17 protein-coding genes and 3 pseudogenes are annotated in these 16,652 nt (G+C 71.1%); 10 read left to right on the plus strand and 10 right to left on the minus strand.

What is annotated here, in order from left to right:
• Positions 1 to 8: 8 nt before the first annotated feature.
• Positions 9 to 1,226, minus strand: a complete 1,218-nt coding sequence (locus AB0N31_RS25150; RefSeq protein ID WP_366060674.1) for a DUF4190 domain-containing protein — start codon at positions 1,224 to 1,226, stop codon at positions 9 to 11.
• Between the two features lie 623 nt (positions 1,227 to 1,849).
• On the opposite strand from AB0N31_RS25150, the gene AB0N31_RS25155 reads away from it, so the two are divergent.
• On the plus strand, positions 1,850 to 2,125 hold the full coding sequence (locus tag AB0N31_RS25155) for a hypothetical protein (RefSeq protein WP_366060675.1): 276 nt from the start codon (positions 1,850 to 1,852) through the stop codon (positions 2,123 to 2,125).
• A complete protein-coding gene (locus tag AB0N31_RS25160; protein ID WP_366060676.1) occupies positions 2,122 to 2,529 on the plus strand; it encodes a PIN domain-containing protein in 408 nt (135 codons plus the stop codon). The genes AB0N31_RS25155 and AB0N31_RS25160 overlap by 4 nt, the downstream gene beginning before the upstream one ends.
• 308 nt (positions 2,530 to 2,837) lie before the next feature.
• Here the strand turns inward: AB0N31_RS25160 and AB0N31_RS25165 are convergent, their stop codons facing one another.
• From AB0N31_RS25165 to AB0N31_RS25180, 4 genes are all read right to left on the minus strand, one after another.
• Complete coding sequence (locus AB0N31_RS25165) at positions 2,838 to 4,250, minus strand: mycothione reductase (RefSeq protein ID WP_366060677.1); 1,413 nt, start codon at positions 4,248 to 4,250, stop codon at positions 2,838 to 2,840.
• A gap of 54 nt (positions 4,251 to 4,304) precedes the next feature.
• Complete coding sequence (locus AB0N31_RS25170; protein ID WP_366060678.1) at positions 4,305 to 5,084, minus strand: SDR family oxidoreductase; 780 nt, start codon at positions 5,082 to 5,084, stop codon at positions 4,305 to 4,307.
• 190 nt (positions 5,085 to 5,274) lie between these two features.
• Positions 5,275 to 5,556, minus strand: coding sequence for a hypothetical protein (locus AB0N31_RS25175; RefSeq protein ID WP_366060680.1), 282 nt, complete (start codon positions 5,554 to 5,556; stop codon positions 5,275 to 5,277).
• A gap of 124 nt (positions 5,557 to 5,680) precedes the next feature.
• Entirely contained in the window at positions 5,681 to 6,640 is a 960-nt protein-coding gene (locus AB0N31_RS25180; protein WP_366060681.1) for a LysR family transcriptional regulator, read from the minus strand.
• A 228-nt stretch (positions 6,641 to 6,868) separates the two neighbouring features.
• Between AB0N31_RS25180 and AB0N31_RS25185 the strand changes: the two genes are divergently transcribed.
• The 7 genes and pseudogenes from AB0N31_RS25185 to AB0N31_RS25215 all read left to right on the plus strand — a co-directional run.
• On the plus strand, positions 6,869 to 7,903 hold the full coding sequence (locus AB0N31_RS25185; protein ID WP_366060683.1) for an alcohol dehydrogenase catalytic domain-containing protein: 1,035 nt from the start codon (positions 6,869 to 6,871) through the stop codon (positions 7,901 to 7,903).
• A 73-nt stretch (positions 7,904 to 7,976) separates the two neighbouring features.
• Positions 7,977 to 9,086 carry an FAD-dependent oxidoreductase gene (locus tag AB0N31_RS25190; protein ID WP_366060684.1) on the plus strand — a complete coding sequence of 370 codons (1,110 nt, stop codon included), beginning with the start codon at positions 7,977 to 7,979 and terminating at the stop codon, positions 9,084 to 9,086.
• Between the two features lie 47 nt (positions 9,087 to 9,133).
• A complete protein-coding gene (locus AB0N31_RS25195) occupies positions 9,134 to 9,667 on the plus strand; it encodes a DinB family protein (RefSeq protein ID WP_366060685.1) in 534 nt (177 codons plus the stop codon).
• Positions 9,668 to 9,801: 134 nt separating this feature from the next.
• Positions 9,802 to 10,080 carry a carboxymuconolactone decarboxylase family protein gene (locus AB0N31_RS25200; RefSeq protein WP_366060686.1) on the plus strand — a complete coding sequence of 93 codons (279 nt, stop codon included), beginning with the start codon at positions 9,802 to 9,804 and terminating at the stop codon, positions 10,078 to 10,080.
• A 254-nt stretch (positions 10,081 to 10,334) separates the two neighbouring features.
• Positions 10,335 to 10,550, plus strand: a pseudogene (locus tag AB0N31_RS25205) (MFS transporter); the annotation flags it as partial.
• Between the two features lie 105 nt (positions 10,551 to 10,655).
• Positions 10,656 to 11,063, plus strand: coding sequence for a PIN domain-containing protein (locus AB0N31_RS25210; protein WP_366060676.1), 408 nt, complete (start codon positions 10,656 to 10,658; stop codon positions 11,061 to 11,063).
• 109 nt (positions 11,064 to 11,172) lie between these two features.
• A pseudogene (locus tag AB0N31_RS25215) lies at positions 11,173 to 11,385 on the plus strand (IS481 family transposase); the annotation flags it as partial.
• 4 nt (positions 11,386 to 11,389) lie between these two features.
• Here the strand turns inward: AB0N31_RS25215 and AB0N31_RS25220 are convergent.
• From AB0N31_RS25220 to AB0N31_RS25240, 5 genes and pseudogenes are all read right to left on the minus strand, one after another.
• Positions 11,390 to 11,548: pseudogene (locus AB0N31_RS25220) on the minus strand (PIN domain-containing protein); the annotation flags it as partial.
• A 147-nt stretch (positions 11,549 to 11,695) separates the two neighbouring features.
• Positions 11,696 to 12,979: an MFS transporter gene (locus AB0N31_RS25225; protein WP_366060687.1), complete on the minus strand. Its 1,284-nt coding sequence runs from the start codon at positions 12,977 to 12,979 to the stop codon at positions 11,696 to 11,698.
• A gap of 158 nt (positions 12,980 to 13,137) precedes the next feature.
• On the minus strand, positions 13,138 to 13,683 hold the full coding sequence (ssuE, locus tag AB0N31_RS25230; RefSeq protein WP_366060688.1) for an NADPH-dependent FMN reductase: 546 nt from the start codon (positions 13,681 to 13,683) through the stop codon (positions 13,138 to 13,140).
• Between the two features lie 113 nt (positions 13,684 to 13,796).
• The gene (locus AB0N31_RS25235; protein WP_366060689.1) at positions 13,797 to 14,903 is read right to left on the minus strand and encodes an LLM class flavin-dependent oxidoreductase; all 1,107 of its coding nucleotides are present in this window, start codon (positions 14,901 to 14,903) and stop codon (positions 13,797 to 13,799) included.
• Between the two features lie 139 nt (positions 14,904 to 15,042).
• The gene (locus AB0N31_RS25240) at positions 15,043 to 15,810 is read right to left on the minus strand and encodes an MBL fold metallo-hydrolase (RefSeq protein ID WP_366060690.1); all 768 of its coding nucleotides are present in this window, start codon (positions 15,808 to 15,810) and stop codon (positions 15,043 to 15,045) included.
• Positions 15,811 to 15,907: 97 nt separating this feature from the next.
• Here AB0N31_RS25240 and AB0N31_RS25245 point away from each other — a divergent pair, with 97 nt between their 5' ends.
• A complete protein-coding gene (locus tag AB0N31_RS25245) occupies positions 15,908 to 16,525 on the plus strand; it encodes a CGNR zinc finger domain-containing protein (RefSeq protein WP_366060692.1) in 618 nt (205 codons plus the stop codon).
• The last annotated feature ends 127 nt before the right edge of the window (positions 16,526 to 16,652 follow it).

A 16,652-nucleotide genomic window follows, 5' to 3' on the forward strand; every position in this document is an offset into this window, starting at 1 on the left:
GGACGCGATCACACATCCAGGCCGCCGTCGCTTTCCCCGGTGCTCCCGCCCTCGCCGTCCTCCTCGTACGCGGGCGGCCTGGTGACCAGCCCCAGAGCATTGCGGGCGGTGACGGTCGCGGCGCCGTCGACGTACGAGTAGGCGGTTTCGTAGTGCTCGTAGAAGGTGTCCACGTCGGCCGCGGTCGATGCCGCCGTCCACTCCTTGCCCGCCTTGCCCATCTCCTCGACCAGGGCGGCGACGGGCTCGTCGGCGCCGGTTCGCCAGGTGTGCCCGTCCAGCACCGCGGCCTGCTCGGCGGTCACGTCGGCGACGTCGCCGGCCCAGGCCCTGTTGGCGTCCAGGTCCTCCTCGGCGTAGTCCTCGGGCTCCTCGTAGAGCGCGTCGTCGAGGGCGTTCATCGCCTCGAGGAAGGCCAGTTGGTCGGCGGTCAGGGTCGTGGCGTCGGAGCGCAGCGAGCCGGTCAGCGGGGACCGCTCGTCGGTGTGGGTGAAGACGCAGACGATCTGGCGGTCGCCCCACTCCCAGCTCTCACGGGTGGGCGTGAGGTGGTAGACGTCGATCTCCTCGGTCAGCGCCCAGGTGTCCATCGTGTACTCGGTCTCGAGGGTGTGGCACTCGTCCTCGGCCTCGTCCGCCACGCGGTCGTCGCCCGGGTAACTCCCGCCGGTCAGCGGGACGGTGCCGAACACCTCGCCCTCGTGCTCCCCGGCGCAGTCCACCGTGTCGACGTCGTAGACGTCCCCGCCGACGGAGTCGCCCGGCACGTCGAAGCAGTCGCCTTTGACCAGGGAGAGGCTGGAGTTGCCTCGCGCGCCCTCCTTGAAGCCCTCCCAGAACGAGGAGGCGCCCCCCGTGGCGAGCGCCAGCACCCACAGCGCGAGCCCGAGCGAGGACAGCACGGCCCCGCCGATCGCCATGCCCGAGCCGCGCTCCCCGCGCTTCCTGATCTGCACCAGCGCGACGATCCCGAGCACCAGGCCGACGGCCGGCAGGAAGCACAGCACGCCGAGGACGAGCGCGGCGATCGCGACCCCGTTGACCGGCGCGGGCCGATTGAGGGGCAGGTACCCCTGCCCCCAGACCGCGTACGGCGCCCCCGCGTACGGCCCCTGGGGCGCCTGCGGGCCGTACGGCTGCTGCGGGTACGGGCCCGGCCCCTGCGGCTGCGGAGGCCCGTACGGGTCCTGAGGCTGCTGGGGCCCGGAGGGCGGGGGTATGGACACGAGTACCGTGCTCCTGGATCGGACGGGGCGGGCGGGTCGGGCAGGGCGGGCCGCGCGGGCTGCACGCCGTGATGCAGAACTGACGTACGACTGCGCATGGTAAGCGCGGTGCGGGCGGGGGCGGTACGGGGGTCACGAATACGACGATCCGGGCGGTGAACGCGCTTGCCGCCCGATGACGGCGGCGGCCGGGGACCACCCGGTCTCCCCGGCCGGGCGCGGCTCCGGGCCGAAGGCGCTCGACGGCACCGACACGCCGTCCGTCCGCCGCTCGCCGAACGGAACACGACCGCGGACCAGGTGCCGGACGGCCGGACGCACCCTCGTCCGCCGCTCCCCGGTCGGACGACCCGTCAGAAAGCCCGGCACCGTCCCGGCGGGGGAAACGGCAAAGGGCCGGCTCCCGAAAGAGCCGGCCCCGGTGCCACTTCACCCGCTCACACGTTGAAGCGGGATTCCCCCACAAGGCTCTGACCTGCGGGTATGCGGGCGCATCCCAACACCATCCCAGCACGGGAACCGCGACAAAGTACAAGAAGATTCGGAGCGCCAAGACTACGCACCAACGATGCAGGCTACACAGAACCCCAGCGATGTAATAGTTCCTGTACTAGACTCGCGTCATGAAGTCACCCCGCCCCGGCGGCACGGAGAACATCTCCGTCTCGATGCCTTCGGAACTCCTCGGTGCTCTGCGTACGCGTACCGGCAAGCGCGGCGTGTCCGCGTACGTGACAGCGGCGGTCCGGCATCAGCTGGCGATGGACGGCCTCGCCGAGATCGTGGCCGCCTACGAAGCCGAGCACGAACCGCTGAGCGAGGCCGAGATCCAGGCCGCGCAGCGCGAGTTGTTCGGTGACGCACCGGCGCCGTACGCGTCGAACGACAGCGCCGCATGAAGGAGCCCGCGGCCAGATCCCTGGTTCTGGACTCCCAGGCGTTGTCGCTGCTCCTGCGCAACGACCGCCAGATGGTCACCCGGATCGAGGCCGCTCGGCGCATAGGCGTGCCCGTCCTCGTCTCGGCTCTGACGGTGGTCGAGGCCGTCTACGGCAAGACGGACACCGCCCGGCTGCACTGGATGCTCTCCCGCCTCCAGGTCCAGGACGTCACCCAGGCGGACAGCCTCACCGCCGTGCAACTGCTGAGCGATGCCGGTGGCCTGCACGGCCACAAATACGCCATCGACGCCCTCGTCGCCGCGATGGCGCTCCGCTCCCCAGCGCCCGTGCTCGTGCTGACCTCGGACCGCGACGACTGGTCGAAACTGTGCGGCGACCGTGTACAGATCAAGGACGTCTGACGCCGATGTGGTCGGGGTGCCCCCGCGCCCTGGTGGAGACCCCCAGGAGGGCGACGATATCGGGGCCGGTCCGATGGCGCCGGCTCCGCCAGTGCAGGTGCGGAGCAGCGCGCTCGGACGAGTTGTCCAGCGGACATGTGGCCGGCGGCGCAACCGCCGGGCCTCGCGAGAAGGGCCAGGGTGCGGGAGCGGCTGTGGGGCCGGGGTAGGTCAGTTGCGGTTGGCCGTGTCCGGCCGAGGATGAACTCCGCGTAGATCCGGGTGCACACGACGGTGGCCGCGCAGGTGGGCGGGACCAGCGTCGTCCGTCAGTCGAGCGGGAGGTTACGGAGTGCTCCTTGGATGACCTCGGGCATGGACGGGTGGATCCAGTACTGGCCGCGCGCCACGGAGCCGGCGTCCTGGCCGAGCGACATCGCCTGGATCAGAGGCTGGATCAGAGTAGGCGCCTGCGGGCCGATGACGTGCGCTCCCAACAGCTTCCCGGTGGCGGGGTCGGCCAGCACCTTGGCGAAGCCGGTGGTGTCCTCCATGGCCCAGCCGTAGGCGATGTCGGAGTAGCCGGTACGGCCCACTACGTACGCCGTACCGGCTTCCTCCGCCTCCTGCTCGGTCAACCCGACGGCGGCGATCTGCGGGGAGGAGAACACCGCGTGCGGGACGTAGCGGTGATCGGTGGCGATCAGGTCCTGCGGGTGGAGGACGTTGTGCATCACCGTCTCCGCCTCGGCGTTCGCCACGTGCTTGAGCATCCACTTCGAGGAGACGTCGCCCAGCGCCCACACCCCGGGCACCGAGGTGGCCTGCTGCTCGTCGACCATGATCCGGCCGTCGGGATGCGTGGCCAGACCGCCGGCCGCCGCGTCCACCAGGTCGGAGTTGGGGCGCCGGCCGATCGCCATCAGCACCTCGTCGACCTCGACTTCTTCGGCACCCTGCGGGCCTTCGAGGCTCAGCACGATCCCGTTGTCGCTGCGTCGGGCGCTCACCATCTTGCGTTCCAGGCGGACGTCCCACTGCTGCTTCGCCAGTTCGGTGAAGCGCTGGGCGATCTCCGCGTCCTCGCGGGCCAGAAGCTGGTCGAGCATCTCCACCACGGTGACCTCGACACCGAACGACGAGAACACATGCGCGAGCTCGGTGGCCACGAAGCCGCCGCCCACCACGGCCATCCGGCGCGGCAGCCGCTCCATGGTGCGGACATCGTCGCTGGTACGGAAGCCGACCTCGGTCAGCCCCGGAATCGGCGGCACCACCGGACGGCTGCCCGCCGCCACCACGACCTGGTCGGCGGTGAGTTCGACCGTTCCTTCCGCGGTCTCCACTTCGAGGCGGCGCTCACCGGTGAAGCGGGCGGTGCTCTCGTAGTAGAGGGTGATGTCGGTGCGCTTCTTGTGGCCGTCCAGCCACCAGGCCGACGTGGGGTCGATGTGCCGGTCGAGGCGGTCCATGGCGGCCGTCCAGTCGACACCGCGCAGTTCCAGGTCCACGCCCAGCCGGGCGCCGTGCTGGGCGGCGCGCGCCGTGTCGGCGGTGTGGACCAGCATCTTCGTGGGGACGCAGCCGACGTTGAGGCAGGTGCCCGCGTATTTCCGAAGCGGCCCGACTCCCTTGTCGACGATGGCCACCTTCAGCCCATCGAACCGCTCGTCCAGTACGCCGACGCCCGACCCGGCGCCGATGACGACCAGGTCGAAGTGGCCGCCCGTGGTGGTATTCATATCTGTCCCGTTCGTTGTGTGTCCTGAGGGCGTTTCCGTTCCGGGGACGGGTGGTCAGTTCCGTCCGGCCATGACGCCGCCGTCGACGTCCCAGACCGCGCCGGTGACCCAGTCGGTCTGGTCGGAGAGCAGGAACACCACGGTGGCGGCGATGTCGTCGGGGGTGCCGGTGCGGCCCAGCGGGTGGAAGGAGTTGAAGCCGTCCAGCGCGCTGTCCATCTCGGCCTTCGGAATGAACTCCTCGTAGATCGGAGTGCGCACGACCGCCGGGGCGACGGCGTTGACGCGGATGCCGTACGGTGCCAGCTCCATGCCCAGGTGCTGGGTGAGGGAGTGCAGACCGGCCTTGGCCATGGAGTACGCGGAGGACGGGGTCGCGGCGACGGCCTGGTGGGCCCACATGGAGCCGACGTTGACGATGGAGCCCTTGACGGCGCGCTCGGCCATGCCCGCGGCGACGGTCTGGGTGATGAGGAAGAAGGCCCGGTTGATGGCCTGGTAGCGGTCGTAGTCCTCGGGCGTGTGCTCCAGGAACGGCTTCGGCGCGAACACGCCGGCCGCGTTGACCAGGAGGCTCGCGTCGGCGTGGTCGCGGGACAGCTCGGCGCGCAGGCGCTCGACGGCCTCGGGGTCGTTCAGGTCGGCGGCGAGACCGGTCGCGTTCGGGCTGGCCAGCTCGGCCACGGCCTTCGCCGCGCTGGCGTCGGAGCGGCCGGTGACGACGACGCTGCCGCCGGCGTCCAGGATGTGCCGGGCGATGGCCAGGCCCATGCCGCTGGTGCCGCCGATGACGACGGCCTTCTTGCCGGTGAGGTCGATGGCGGTGCGAGACATGTTGTGCTCCTGATGAAAAAGGTGAGGGTGGTCCACCCGGGCGCCTCTGAAACATTCCCATAACTGGGTAAATCGTCACGAAAGGGCAGAGTGTGCCCTTGGGGGAGAGCGGCCGTGGGACGGAAGGGGGAGAGGGGTGGCGGAAGGGTGGGGGCTGCCGTGGTGGGGTGCGGCGGCCCGTCCGGGACCGTCAGGCGACGTCGTAGATCCGGACCTCGGGGTCGGCGGCCAGCAGCGGCGCCAGGCCGCCGACGACGTCCTGCTTGAACAGGGCGCTGTCGAGGTAGGCGCGGGCCTGGCCGGCGGTGGTGAAGCCGTGCAGCACCTGCACGTCCTCGTCACGTACGAGCAGCTGCTTGGACTCGGCGCCCGGGATGGTGTCGAGGAACGGCTGCTTGTACTTCTGGTACACGCCGGCCGCCGCGACGCGGTTCTCCTCCGCCACCTTCAGCGTGATTTCCAGGTAAGCCATGACGCATCCTTTCCTTCGCGATTACTCGCGGGGATTTCCGTGGGGGTTCGGATGCGCCAAATGTAGGTCGGCGTGGAGGTATCCGGTAGAGGATCATTGGTGATGCGGCTATAACCAACTTGCATCACTCACTGCGGCACCCCGGCGAAGGGCCCACGGCCGGGTCCGAAGGGGCCTCACCATCCGGCTCGGGGACGGGTCCCAGACAGCCGGCGGAGTCGGCGAGGAAGCCGACGAACTGCTCCAGATCGGCGCCGAGCGGATTGCCCCGCCCCCAGACGGCCTCGTAGGAGATCTCCACCGGCGTGCCTCCCCGTACCAGGGGGCGGCAGCTGGCGTGGTCCGGCGTCACCTTGGAGCGGGGCAGCAGGGCGGCGCCGACGCCGAGGCGGGCCCACTCGTCCAGGACCCGGTAGCTGGCGGCCTCACCCGGATAGGTGCGCAGCGGCAGGTCGTTGTCCCGGAAGAGCCGCGTGGTGAACGTGGTCAGGCCGCAACTGTTGGGGACGAGGATGAAGTCGGCGCTGGCGGCGTCGTTCAGCTCCACGGTGCCCTCGGTGCCGGGGGCGACGGCCGGGTCGATCACGACGACGGGCTCGGTGAAGATGGTGCGGTGCCGGTAGGCGGGCATGGGCTCCACCTCGGGCACCAGCAGAACGTCCAGCTCGCCGTCCTTCAGCGCGGTGCGCAACAGGTCCAGGTCGGCCTCGCGCAGTACGAGGTCACGCGGGTGGGACAGGCCGCGGGCCGCGCTGAAGGAGCAGGCCACCAGATCCGCCCCGATCAGGGGCGAGACGCCCATGCGGATCGAGCCCTCGGCGGGGCTGGTGAGCCGCTGTGCCTCAGCAGTGACCGAGTCCAGCGCCTCCAGGGCGCGGTCGATCACCGGCAGCAGGCGTGCGCCGTGTGCCGTGGGCTTGACGCCGCGCGGGGAGCGGTCGAACAGCTTGACGCCGAGCTCCTCCTCCAGGCGGGCCACCCCGTTCGACAGCGCGGGCTGGGTGACTCCGTAGTCGCGCGCCGCGGCGCTGAACGACTTGGTCCGGGACACGGCCTGCGCGTACCGCAGCCCTTCGATGTTCATCGTGACCCCTCTCGGCTAAAGCGTCAGGCTATAGCCATATTCATGATCGTCGTCTACCGGGCGCCGGGCATCCGTTCTACGCTTGGTGAAGCATGCTCCGCCGGATCGCCGGGGCAGGCAATTTCTTCGCTCTGGTTCCGCCCGGTGATTTCACCGTACCGGGGAATTCTGCCGCGGAATCCATCCCGCGGAATCCGTCCCTTCTTCTTCCTGTCAGGAGTGATCGCCGTGTCTCAGGACGACCGCCATGCACACCGTGCCGCTCAGGTGACCGAGTCCGGCGGTCCGGTGCACGTGGCCCCCGTGCAGTCACGCGAGCCGGGCCCGGGCGAGGTCCGCCTGGACGTCAAGGCGTCCGGCATCTGCGGGGCCGACGCAGGCATGGCCGCGAACCCGTCACCCGCCTACGGCTTCCCGGTCATCCCCGGGCATGAGGTGGCCGGAGTCGTCGCCGAGGTGGGCGAAGGAGTGGCGGGCTGGGAGGTCGGTGAACACGCCGGGGTTGGCTGGTTCGGCGGCTCCTGCGGACACTGCACGGCCTGCCGGTCGGGCGACGTGGTCCACTGCGCCGAGCGGCAGATCCCCGGCCTCACCTACGCGGGCGGCTGGTCCACCACCATCACCGTCCCCGCCGCCGCCCTCATCCGCATCCCCGACGGGCTCTCCTTCGAGGAGGCCGCGCCGTTCGGCTGCGCGGGCGTGACCACGTTCAACGCGCTGCACAACAGCGGGGCCGAGCCGGGCGACCTGGTCGCGGTCGTCGGCGTCGGCGGCCTGGGCCACTTCGCGGTCCAGTTCGCCGCGGCCATGGGCTTCGAGACGGTCGCCGTCGGCCGCGGCGAGGACAAGCGGCAGACCGCCCTCGACCTCGGCGCGCACCACTACATCGACGCCTCCGCCGAGGACGCCGGAAAGGCGCTGCGCGCCCTGGGCGGAGCCCGGCTGATCCTGTCCACGGCCTCCAGCAGCAAGCCGCTGGCCGGACTCATCGACGGACTCACCCCGCACGGCCGCCTCACTGTCGTCGGCTTCGACGGCACCCCGCTCGACCTCCCGCTGGACAAGCTCGTGATGCACGCCCGGCACGTCACCGGGCATGTCACCGGCAGTCCGGTCGACACGGAGCAGGCCATGCGTTTCGCCCTGGCCAGCGGGGTGCGCCCGCAGGTGCAGACAGTGCCGCTGGAACAGGCCGCCGAGGCGCTGAAGATCCAGCAGGCCGGGCAGGCCCGTTTCCGCATGGTCCTCACCACGGGTGACTGACCGCCCTTCCCTCCACCACCCACGAGCAGTACCGGGCCGATGTCACCGGCCCTGACAAGGAAGGCGTCCGCGCATGTCGCAGAACACAAGTCGCTCCGTCGTCGTGATCGGCGCGGGCGCGTCCGGCCTCACCGCGGCAGACATCCTCACGCGGGCCGGGCACGACGTCGTCGTCCTGGAGGCGCGCGACCGGACAGGGGGCCGCCTGCTGAGCACGTCGGCCACACCGGGAGGCTCCCTCGATCTCGGGGCCACCTGGTTCTGGGACGACGAGCGGCACGTGCGCACCCTCCTGACCGATGCCGGGCTCGGCAGCTTCTCGCAGCACACCACCGGCGACGCCCTCTACCAGGACGCGGGCGGCGTACAGCGCCTCGCGGGCAACCCGATCGACGCCCGATCCAACCGCTTCACCTCCAGCGCGGCAGCTCTCACCGACGCACTGGCCGCCTCACTGCCCGCCGACACGCTCCGGCTCGGCACCCCGGTCACCGCGATCCGGGCCACCCCGTCCGGCCTGGCCGTGCACACCCCCGACTCCGTCATCGAGGCCGAACACGTCGTCCTCGCCGTGCCGCCCGCTCTCGCCCTGGCCCACATCGACTTCGACGGCCTACTGCCCGCCGACCTCGTCCGCGTAGCCGAGCAGACCCCGGTGTGGATGGGCGCCGTGGTGAAGGTCGTGGCCGAGTACCCCGACGCGTTCTGGCGCGCCGACGGCCTGGCGGGCGCCGCCTTCAGCCGGACCGGCCCGCTGCAGGAGATCCACGACATGTCCGGCCCCGACGGACAGCCGGCCGCGCTGTTCGGCTTCGCCCACGCGAGCACCGCCCGAGGCACCGGCCCCGACTTCCGTACAGCCGTCACCGGGCAGCTGACGCAGCTCTTCGGCCCGCAGGCAGCTCAACCTCTCGCCCTGCACGTCCAGGACTGGAGCGCCGAGCAGTGGACGTCCCCCGCGCAGGTGGCGCAGCTGGCCGACTACTCCCTTTTCAGCCACCGCCTGTACCAGCGTCCGGCCCTGGACGGGCGACTGCACTGGGCCTCCACCGAGACCGCTCGCGGCTACGTCGGCCACATCGAAGGAGCCCTGGCAGGCGGCGAACGCGCCGCCCACGCCGTCCTCCACGCGCTGCCCGACCCGAACCCGCAGCCCGTGACGGCAGCCTCCTCCGCCGCTTGAACACCCTCATCCTCCATCCCGCCCCCGGCCCTACAGAGGTGACCTTGATGCATGAGGTGACAGCCCTCCTGCGCGAGTACGACCGCGCCCGCGCCTACACCGACGACCTGTGGAAGGACCTCACCCCGGACGAGATCATTTGGCGCCCGCACGAGAACTCCAGCGCGATCGGATGGCACCTGGGCCACCAGGCCCACGTCGCCCACTTCATGGTCCGCAACCTCACCGCCGCCGAGCCCAGCCCCGACCCCGAGCTGGACGGGCTGATGGACTCGGCGAACCCGGAGAAGTTCCGCGGCGCACTGTCCACCGTCGAACGGCTCGGCGCGTTCCGCGACACCGTCGCCGAACGCGTCCACGCCCGTATGAACGACATCGCGAGCGGTCGCGTCGGCGCCCCGGACCAGCTGACCGTCGTCGCCCGCCACCTCCTGGTCGCGCTGATCAACCACGAGTACCAGCACGACCAGTGGATCGGCGAAGTCCGTGCCAACGACCTCGGCCACACCCTCCCCACCGACCCGGACACCGACCAGGTCTCCCGCCTGGACGGCTACCTCGTCCTCCACCCGTACGCCTGAGCCACGTCATCGGCCCCAGCGCATCCCACCGAACAACGAGAGATCCAGGAACACAGCATGAGCTTCCACGAGCACACCGACTACAAGCACGCCCGCAACCTCCGCGCCGGTGGCCGGGGGCGGTCAAGGCGTTCATGGAGTTGGACAAGCAGGTCCTGCGCAACCCCGACAACGCCATCCCGTCCAAGTACGCCGAGCTGATGGCCGTTGCCGTGGCCCTGACCACCCAGGGCGCGTACTGCATCGAGATCCACACCAAGGCCGCTCACGAAGTCGGCGCCGTCGAGAAGGAGATCGCGGAGACCACGATGATCGCCGCGGCGCTGCGGGCCGGCGGCGCCTACGCCCACGGCTTCATGGCGATGAAGTTCTTCAACCAGGCCGAGGAAACCCAGTCGGCCCAGGAGGGCTGACCGTCCCGGGAGAGGGGTGCGGGCGCGCCCTTACGACTTCTACGCACAGCTCATGCTCGGGCACACCCTCCAGTGCCTCGGCCGAGACGACGAGGCAGCCGTACACCTGAGAACAGCCGCCGCCATGACAGCCGAATTCGGCTGACGGCCGCACGATCCGCGAAAGATCCTCCTGCCCCGCGCGTCGGCCGCCCGTGCATCCGCACGCCGAAGCCGCGCTTCCGCTGCCCCCACCCGCACCGAGAAACACCACGGCACCCGCCGACTCCGTCGCCCGGCTCACCCTCGCCCTGATGCTGCTCGGCATCGGCTGGAACCTCGGCCTCGTCTCCGACACCTCGATCATCACCGACGCCGTCCTCCTCACCACCCGCGCCAAGACCCAGGGCATGGTCGACGTCTCCATCGCCATCGCCGGTGCCACCGGCGGCCTCACCTCCGGCATGGTCGTCGCCGCCACCGATTACCCCCGACGAACCACCGCATGAACCGCTGAGCGAGGCCGAGATCCAGGCCGCGCAGCGCGAGTTGTTCGGTGACGCACCGGCGCCGTACGCGTCGAACGACAGCGCCGCATGAAGGAGCCCGCGGCCAGATCCCTGGTTCTGGACTCCCAGGCGTTGTCGCTGCTCCTGCGCAACGACCGCCAGATGGTCACCCGGATCGAGGCCGCTCGGCGCATAGGCGTGCCCGTCCTCGTCTCGGCTCTGACGGTGGTCGAGGCCGTCTACGGCAAGACGGACACCGCCCGGCTGCACTGGATGCTCTCCCGCCTCCAGGTCCAGGACGTCACCCAGGCGGACAGCCTCACCGCCGTGCAACTGCTGAGCGATGCCGGTGGCCTGCACGGCCACAAATACGCCATCGACGCCCTCGTCGCCGCGATGGCGCTCCGCTCCCCAGCGCCCGTGCTCGTGCTGACCTCGGACCGCGACGACTGGTCGAAACTGTGCGGCGACCGTGTACAGATCAAGGACGTCTGACGCCGATGTGGTCGGGGTGCCCCCGCGCCCTGCGTGATGCGCGCCTAGACGGCCGGGAACGAAGCGGAGGAAGTCGCCGAGGTCGACTGCCGCCGCTGTCACCAGCGCTTCGAGCGCCTCTGCGATGGCATTCTTCAGCCGTGTCCGCGCGTTCTTCGCCGCCCACGGCATCCACCGGATCGTGCGCGTGGTCACCGACAACGGCGCCAACTACCGCGCTGGAGTCTTCGTGCGCTCAGTAACCGCGGGAGCTTCCCGCCACCAGCGGACCAAGCCCTATACGCCCCGGCACAATGGCAAGGTCGAGCGTTACCAGCGCATCCTTCACCTGGCTTCACGACCCACTCGGCTTGCAGCCCGCTCGCCGAGGCGATCAAGTCGAAGTCGCCGTCGTAGTGCAGGACCATGGCCCGGCGCCGCTTGGCGGTTGCCGCGATGAGGATGTCGGCCAATGACAGCGCCCGGCGAAGGCCGGCATTCACACTGGGTCCTCTTGCAGCTCAGCGCGGTCTTGCCGAGGACACGCAGCGCAACAGGTGTGGCGGTATCGCCGAACGGCCGAGCTGAGTGCCACGGTGAGACGCGGAAAGATCCGTCAGCAGCTCGCCTGACCAGATCTTTCTTGGTGCCGACTACACACGAGGTGATCCGGTCCGAGCTGTGGCGATGGCAGCGGGGAGTACGGCGAGGGAGATGGCGCCGCCGGCGAGGGCGAGGACGGGGTAGTTGGCAGTTGCGACGACGATGCCGGATGCTATGCCGCCGGTGGCGCCGGCGATGGCCAGGGCGACGTCGACCAGGCCCTGGGTTTTGGCGCGGCTGGCAAGGGGGACGGCGTCGGTGACCATCGCGGTGCCGCTGACGAGGCCGAAGTTCCAGCCTGTTCCGAGCAGGATCAGGGCGAGGGCGAGCAGGGCCACGGAGTCGCCTGGCGCGAGGGCGGCCAGGACGCCCGCTGCGAGCAGGGTGAGGCCGGAGGCGGCGGCCATGGTGGTGCGGCCGTAGCGGTCGACGAGCCATCCGGTCAGGGGCGAGGGCAGGTACATGGCGCCGACGTGCAGGGCGATGACGAGGCCGGAGGCTGCGGTGCCATGGCCGTGGGCGTGCATGTGGACGGGGGTCATCGTCATGACGGCGACCATGACGAGCTGGCTGAGGACCATGACCAATACGCCCAGGGCCAGGCTGGGGCTGCGTCGCCCGGTCGGGGTATCGGCGGCGCTGTCCGCGGACTCCTCGCTGGGGAGGGTGCGGGCGAGCAGGAGGGGGTCGGGGCGCAGCCAGAGGAGCAGGACGAGGGCTGCCAGGGCGAAGGCGGTGCTGGAGATGAGGAACAGGCCGGTCAGGCCGGGCAGGCCGAGTGCGTGGGCGAGGTGGCCCGCGGGGGTGGTGAGGTTGGGGCCGAGGACGCCGCCGAGGGTGGTGGCGACCAGGACGGTGGAGACGGCGCGGGCGCGGTGGGCGGGGGCGGCGAGGTCGGCTCCGGCGTAGCGCGCTTGGAGGTTGGCGGCGGTGCCGGCGCCGTAGAGGAACAGACCTGCGAAGAGCAGGGTGGGGCTGTTGATCGCGGCGGCGGCGATGACTCCGGCGCCGCCGACGGCACCGGTCATATATCCGGTGACGAGTCCGGGGCGGCGGCCGCGGTTCTGGGAGATGCGGGCGACGGCGACAGCGGCGAAGGCGGAGCCGGCGGTGAGCAGGGCGCTGGGCAGGCCCGCGAGGGTGGTGGAGTGGAGCATGTCCTGGGCGAGCAGGGCGGCAACGGTGACACCCGCGGCCAGTCCGACACCGCTGAGGATCTGGGAGATCAGCAGGACGGTCAGGACGCGTTTTTGCACCTCGGGTCTCGGGGTGTCCGGGCGTGGTGCGGGAATGGTTGGTGAGGTGGTGGCGGGGTCGGCCGCGTGCTGGGACATCGGTTCTCCGGTACGGGTCACGGGTGAACGCGGTGACGCCGCTGGGTGGGGACGGAAGTGAGCGGGCAAGCCGGCGGGCGCAGGGCAGCCGACAGGGAGCGGCGGCTGCCGGTCGGCTCCGGTTCGGCCGTGTGCGGTGCAGGAGGAGCGAGGAGCGCTCAGGCTGCGGCCAGGGTGCTGGGCGCCAAGTGCTCGGCGAACTGGCCGGTGATCCGGTCCAGTGCGTGCCCTGTCGCGGCATCCAGCGTTGTGGTGCCGTCCGGGGCGGTGGCGACGTGCTGGTCCCAGACGAACCAGCCTTGGGCCACTTGCGCGCCCAGCGAGGTGAGGACGGGGCGCAGGGCGTAGTCGATGGCCAGGACGTGGGCGGGGGTGCCGCCGGTGGCCAGGGGAAGTACGGGTCGGCCGGTGAGCGCGTGCTGGGGCAGCAGGTCGAGGAAGGTCTTGAGGAGGCCGGAGTAGGCGGCCTTGTAGAGGGGGGTGCCGATGACGAGGGCGTCGGCCTCGGCGACCAGGCGCACCGCGCGGGCGATCGCCGGATCCTTGGTGTCGGCGGCGAGCAGCGGGGCTGCGGGCAGCTCGCGCAGGGCGAGGGTGCGGGTGTGGTGGCCGTGGGCGCGGAGGTCGGTGGCGGTGCGTTCGATCAGGCAGGTGGTGCGGGAGGTGGGGGACGGGCTGCCGGAGAGAGCGAGGACGGTGGCCATGAGGGCTCCAGGAGGTGAGGGCGGACCAGGGGTGTACTCCGAAGGGTCGGCCGTGGGCGGGCAGTGGCGGCCGTTCCGTCGGCCGGTCGCGTCCGTGGCCGGGAGAGCGGGCCTCAGTGGGTGGCGGAGTCCGCTGCGTCGGCCCGGGTCGGCATCTCGTAGGCGTCGGCGATGAGTTGGGTGGAGCGGAGCAGGGCCTTGGGCGAGTGGCCCATGGTGGCCAGCATGATTTCGTCGGCGCCGGCGGTGGCCTGCAGGCGGTTGAGTTCCGCGGTCACCTTGTCCGGGGTTCCGTGAAGCACCCTGGCGGTCCAGTCGTCCACGACTTCGCGCTCGGCGTCGGTGTACGGGTAGGACGCGGCCTCTTCGGGGGTGGGGACGAGGTAGGTCTTGTTCTGGAACATGCGCAGCATGCTGTGGGCGAAGGTCTGGGCCTGGAGGCGTGCCTCTTCCTCGTCGTCGGCGGCGAGCACGCCGTAGCTGACCAGGGCGTAGGGCTCGGCAAGCGTCGGGGAGGGCCTGAACTTTTCCCGGTAGAGGTCGAGGGCGGGGACCACGAGGTCCGGGGAGAAGTGGGCGGCGAAGGCGAAGGGCAGCCCGAGGTGGGCGGCGAGCTGGGCCGAGTAGCCGGAGGATCCCAGCAGCCAGGTGGAGGGGCGGCCGGCCGTTGACTGGGCTGCGTTCTCCTTGTCCTGTACCGGTCCGGGCACGGCGTGCACGCGGTCGCCGTAGGGGTGGCCCTCGGGGAAGTCGTCGTCGAGGAAGTTCAGTAGTTCCAGGACCTGTTGGGGGAAGGCGTCGTCGTCTGCTCGTCCTCGCCGCAGGGCGGCGGCGGTGGCCTGGTTGGTGCCCGGGGCGCGGCCCAGGCCGAGGTCGATGCGGCCGGGGGCGAGGGCCTGGAGGAGGCCGTACTGCTCGGCGACGACGAGTGGTGGGTGGTTGGGCAGCATGACGCCGCCTGCGCCGAGTCGCAGCTGCCGAGTGTGCGCGGTCAGCCGGGCCAGGAGTACGGCGGGCGAGGAGGTGGAGACGCCCGGCATGGAGTGATGTTCGGCCACCCAGTAGCGGGTGAAGCCGCGCCGGTCGGAGAACCGGGCCAGCTCGATGCTGCCGGCCAGCGCGTCGGCGGCGGTGTGGCCCCTGCCGGTCAGTGCGGTGTCGAGAACGGAGAGGGGGGCGGGCGCGGAGCCACACGGTATGCCCTGGATCGGGTCGTTCATGGTGGGGGTCCTTCGGTGGTGCGTGAGCGGTTGGTGCGGTGGTCCGCGCGCCGGTGGAGAGCTCGCGGGTAAGCGCGTTGGTGCCGATTTGGCTGTCCGGCGGTCCGGACGCCTCTGAGGGCGTCCGGACGTACTCAGGTCAGCCCAGCTCGACGCGGTCACTCAGCCCGGCGGCGGCGAAGGCGGCGACCAGGAGGTCGCGGCCCTCGGTGAAGTGGGCCCAGCTGTCGAAGTGGACGGGCACGATCCGGCGCGCGCCGAGGATCTGGGCGGCTTCCGCGGCCTGGACGCTGTCGAGGGTGAGCAGCGCGTGGTCGAGGACGGGGGTGCGGACGGCGCCTGCGAACAGGACGGCGGTGTCGATGGGGCCGAAGCGGTCGGCGATCTCCTTGACGAGGCCGAGCTGCGCGTTGTCGCCGCTGACGTAGACCGTGGGCAGGCCGTCTCCGGTCAGTACGAAGCCGACGACCTCGCCCACGACCGGTTCGAGGTCCTCGCGCGCACCGGGGCCGTGCAGAGCGGGCACGCCCGTCACGGTCACGGTGCCCCCGCCGGGACGGTCGAGGTCGAACGTCTCCCAGTCCGCGAGGGCGCGTGCGGTGCCGCCCAGACGGCCCGCGCCGCTAGGGGTGGTGAGGGTGAGGGGCACGTCGGCGAGCAGGGCCCGGCCGGTGCGGTCGAGGTTGTCGTCGTGCTCGTCGTGCGAGAGCAGGACCACGTCGATGCGGCCGATGTCGGCGGGTGTGGCGGAGGCGGGGGCGGTCTTGGTGAGGCCCGAGTCGTACGCGCCGGGGGCATCGAAGGTCGGGTCGGTGAGGAAGCGCAGACCGCCGTACTCGATGAGGGCGGTCGGACCGCCGAAGACGCGTACGGGAACCAGGTCGCTGGGCGCGGGGCTCGCAGTCATGGAAGAGATCACCTCTGAATAAGTCACGGATAGAACTACCTACATCCGTGACAGTAGCCGTTTGTCACGGATGAATGCAAGCTGTACCGTGATGGACATGAAGGAGACCGCGCCCGCCGTAACGGTGCCCGCCGAGGCCGCCAGCCCCGTCCTGCCGCCCGCACCGGGGGCCGAGCAGCATGCCGCGCTGGCCTTCGCCAACAGCGCCATCACGCTGCCCGGCAACCAGTTCGTCGACCTCCTCGGCACACCCGCCGGCGCCAACCAGTGGCTGGTCGATCACGGTCTCGCCCCCGTGGGCGCCGGGCTGCAGGAGGTGTGCGCGGCGCGGATGCGCTCCCTGCGCGATCACGTCAGGGACCTGCTCGCCTCCCACGTGAGCGGAGAGCCCGCACCGGCCGCAGCGCTCACAGCGGTCAACGACGCGCTCACCCGAGTACCCACGGCCTCCCCGCTGAGCTGGGCCCCCGACCAGGGTTTGCACCGCACTCCGCCGCACCCGGTCAACCAGATCGTCGACCAGGCCCTCGGCATCCTGGCCGCCAGCGCCGCCGACCTGCTCACCGGACCCGACGCCGAGCGCCTCACCGCCTGCGGCTCCACCCCCTGCAACCGCTACCTGCTGCGCGCGGGCCGCCGCCACTGGTGCTCGGTCCGCTGCGGCGACCGCGCCCGCGCCGCCCGCGCCCGCCGCCCCCAGCCCGCGACCGACTGAGCCGCACAGGCTCCGCCGCACCCCGAACCGACCTGCCCACGCCAGGGCCCCGACGAGGCGTCGGCCACCCTCAGGCAGGCAACGGCGGGGTAGGTATACCCCTACCCCGCAGCCGTATCCCCCTGAC

Origin of the sequence: Streptomyces sp. NPDC051051 (genome assembly GCF_040682975.1) — a bacterium.
Lineage (GTDB): Bacteria > Actinomycetota > Actinomycetes > Streptomycetales > Streptomycetaceae > Streptomyces.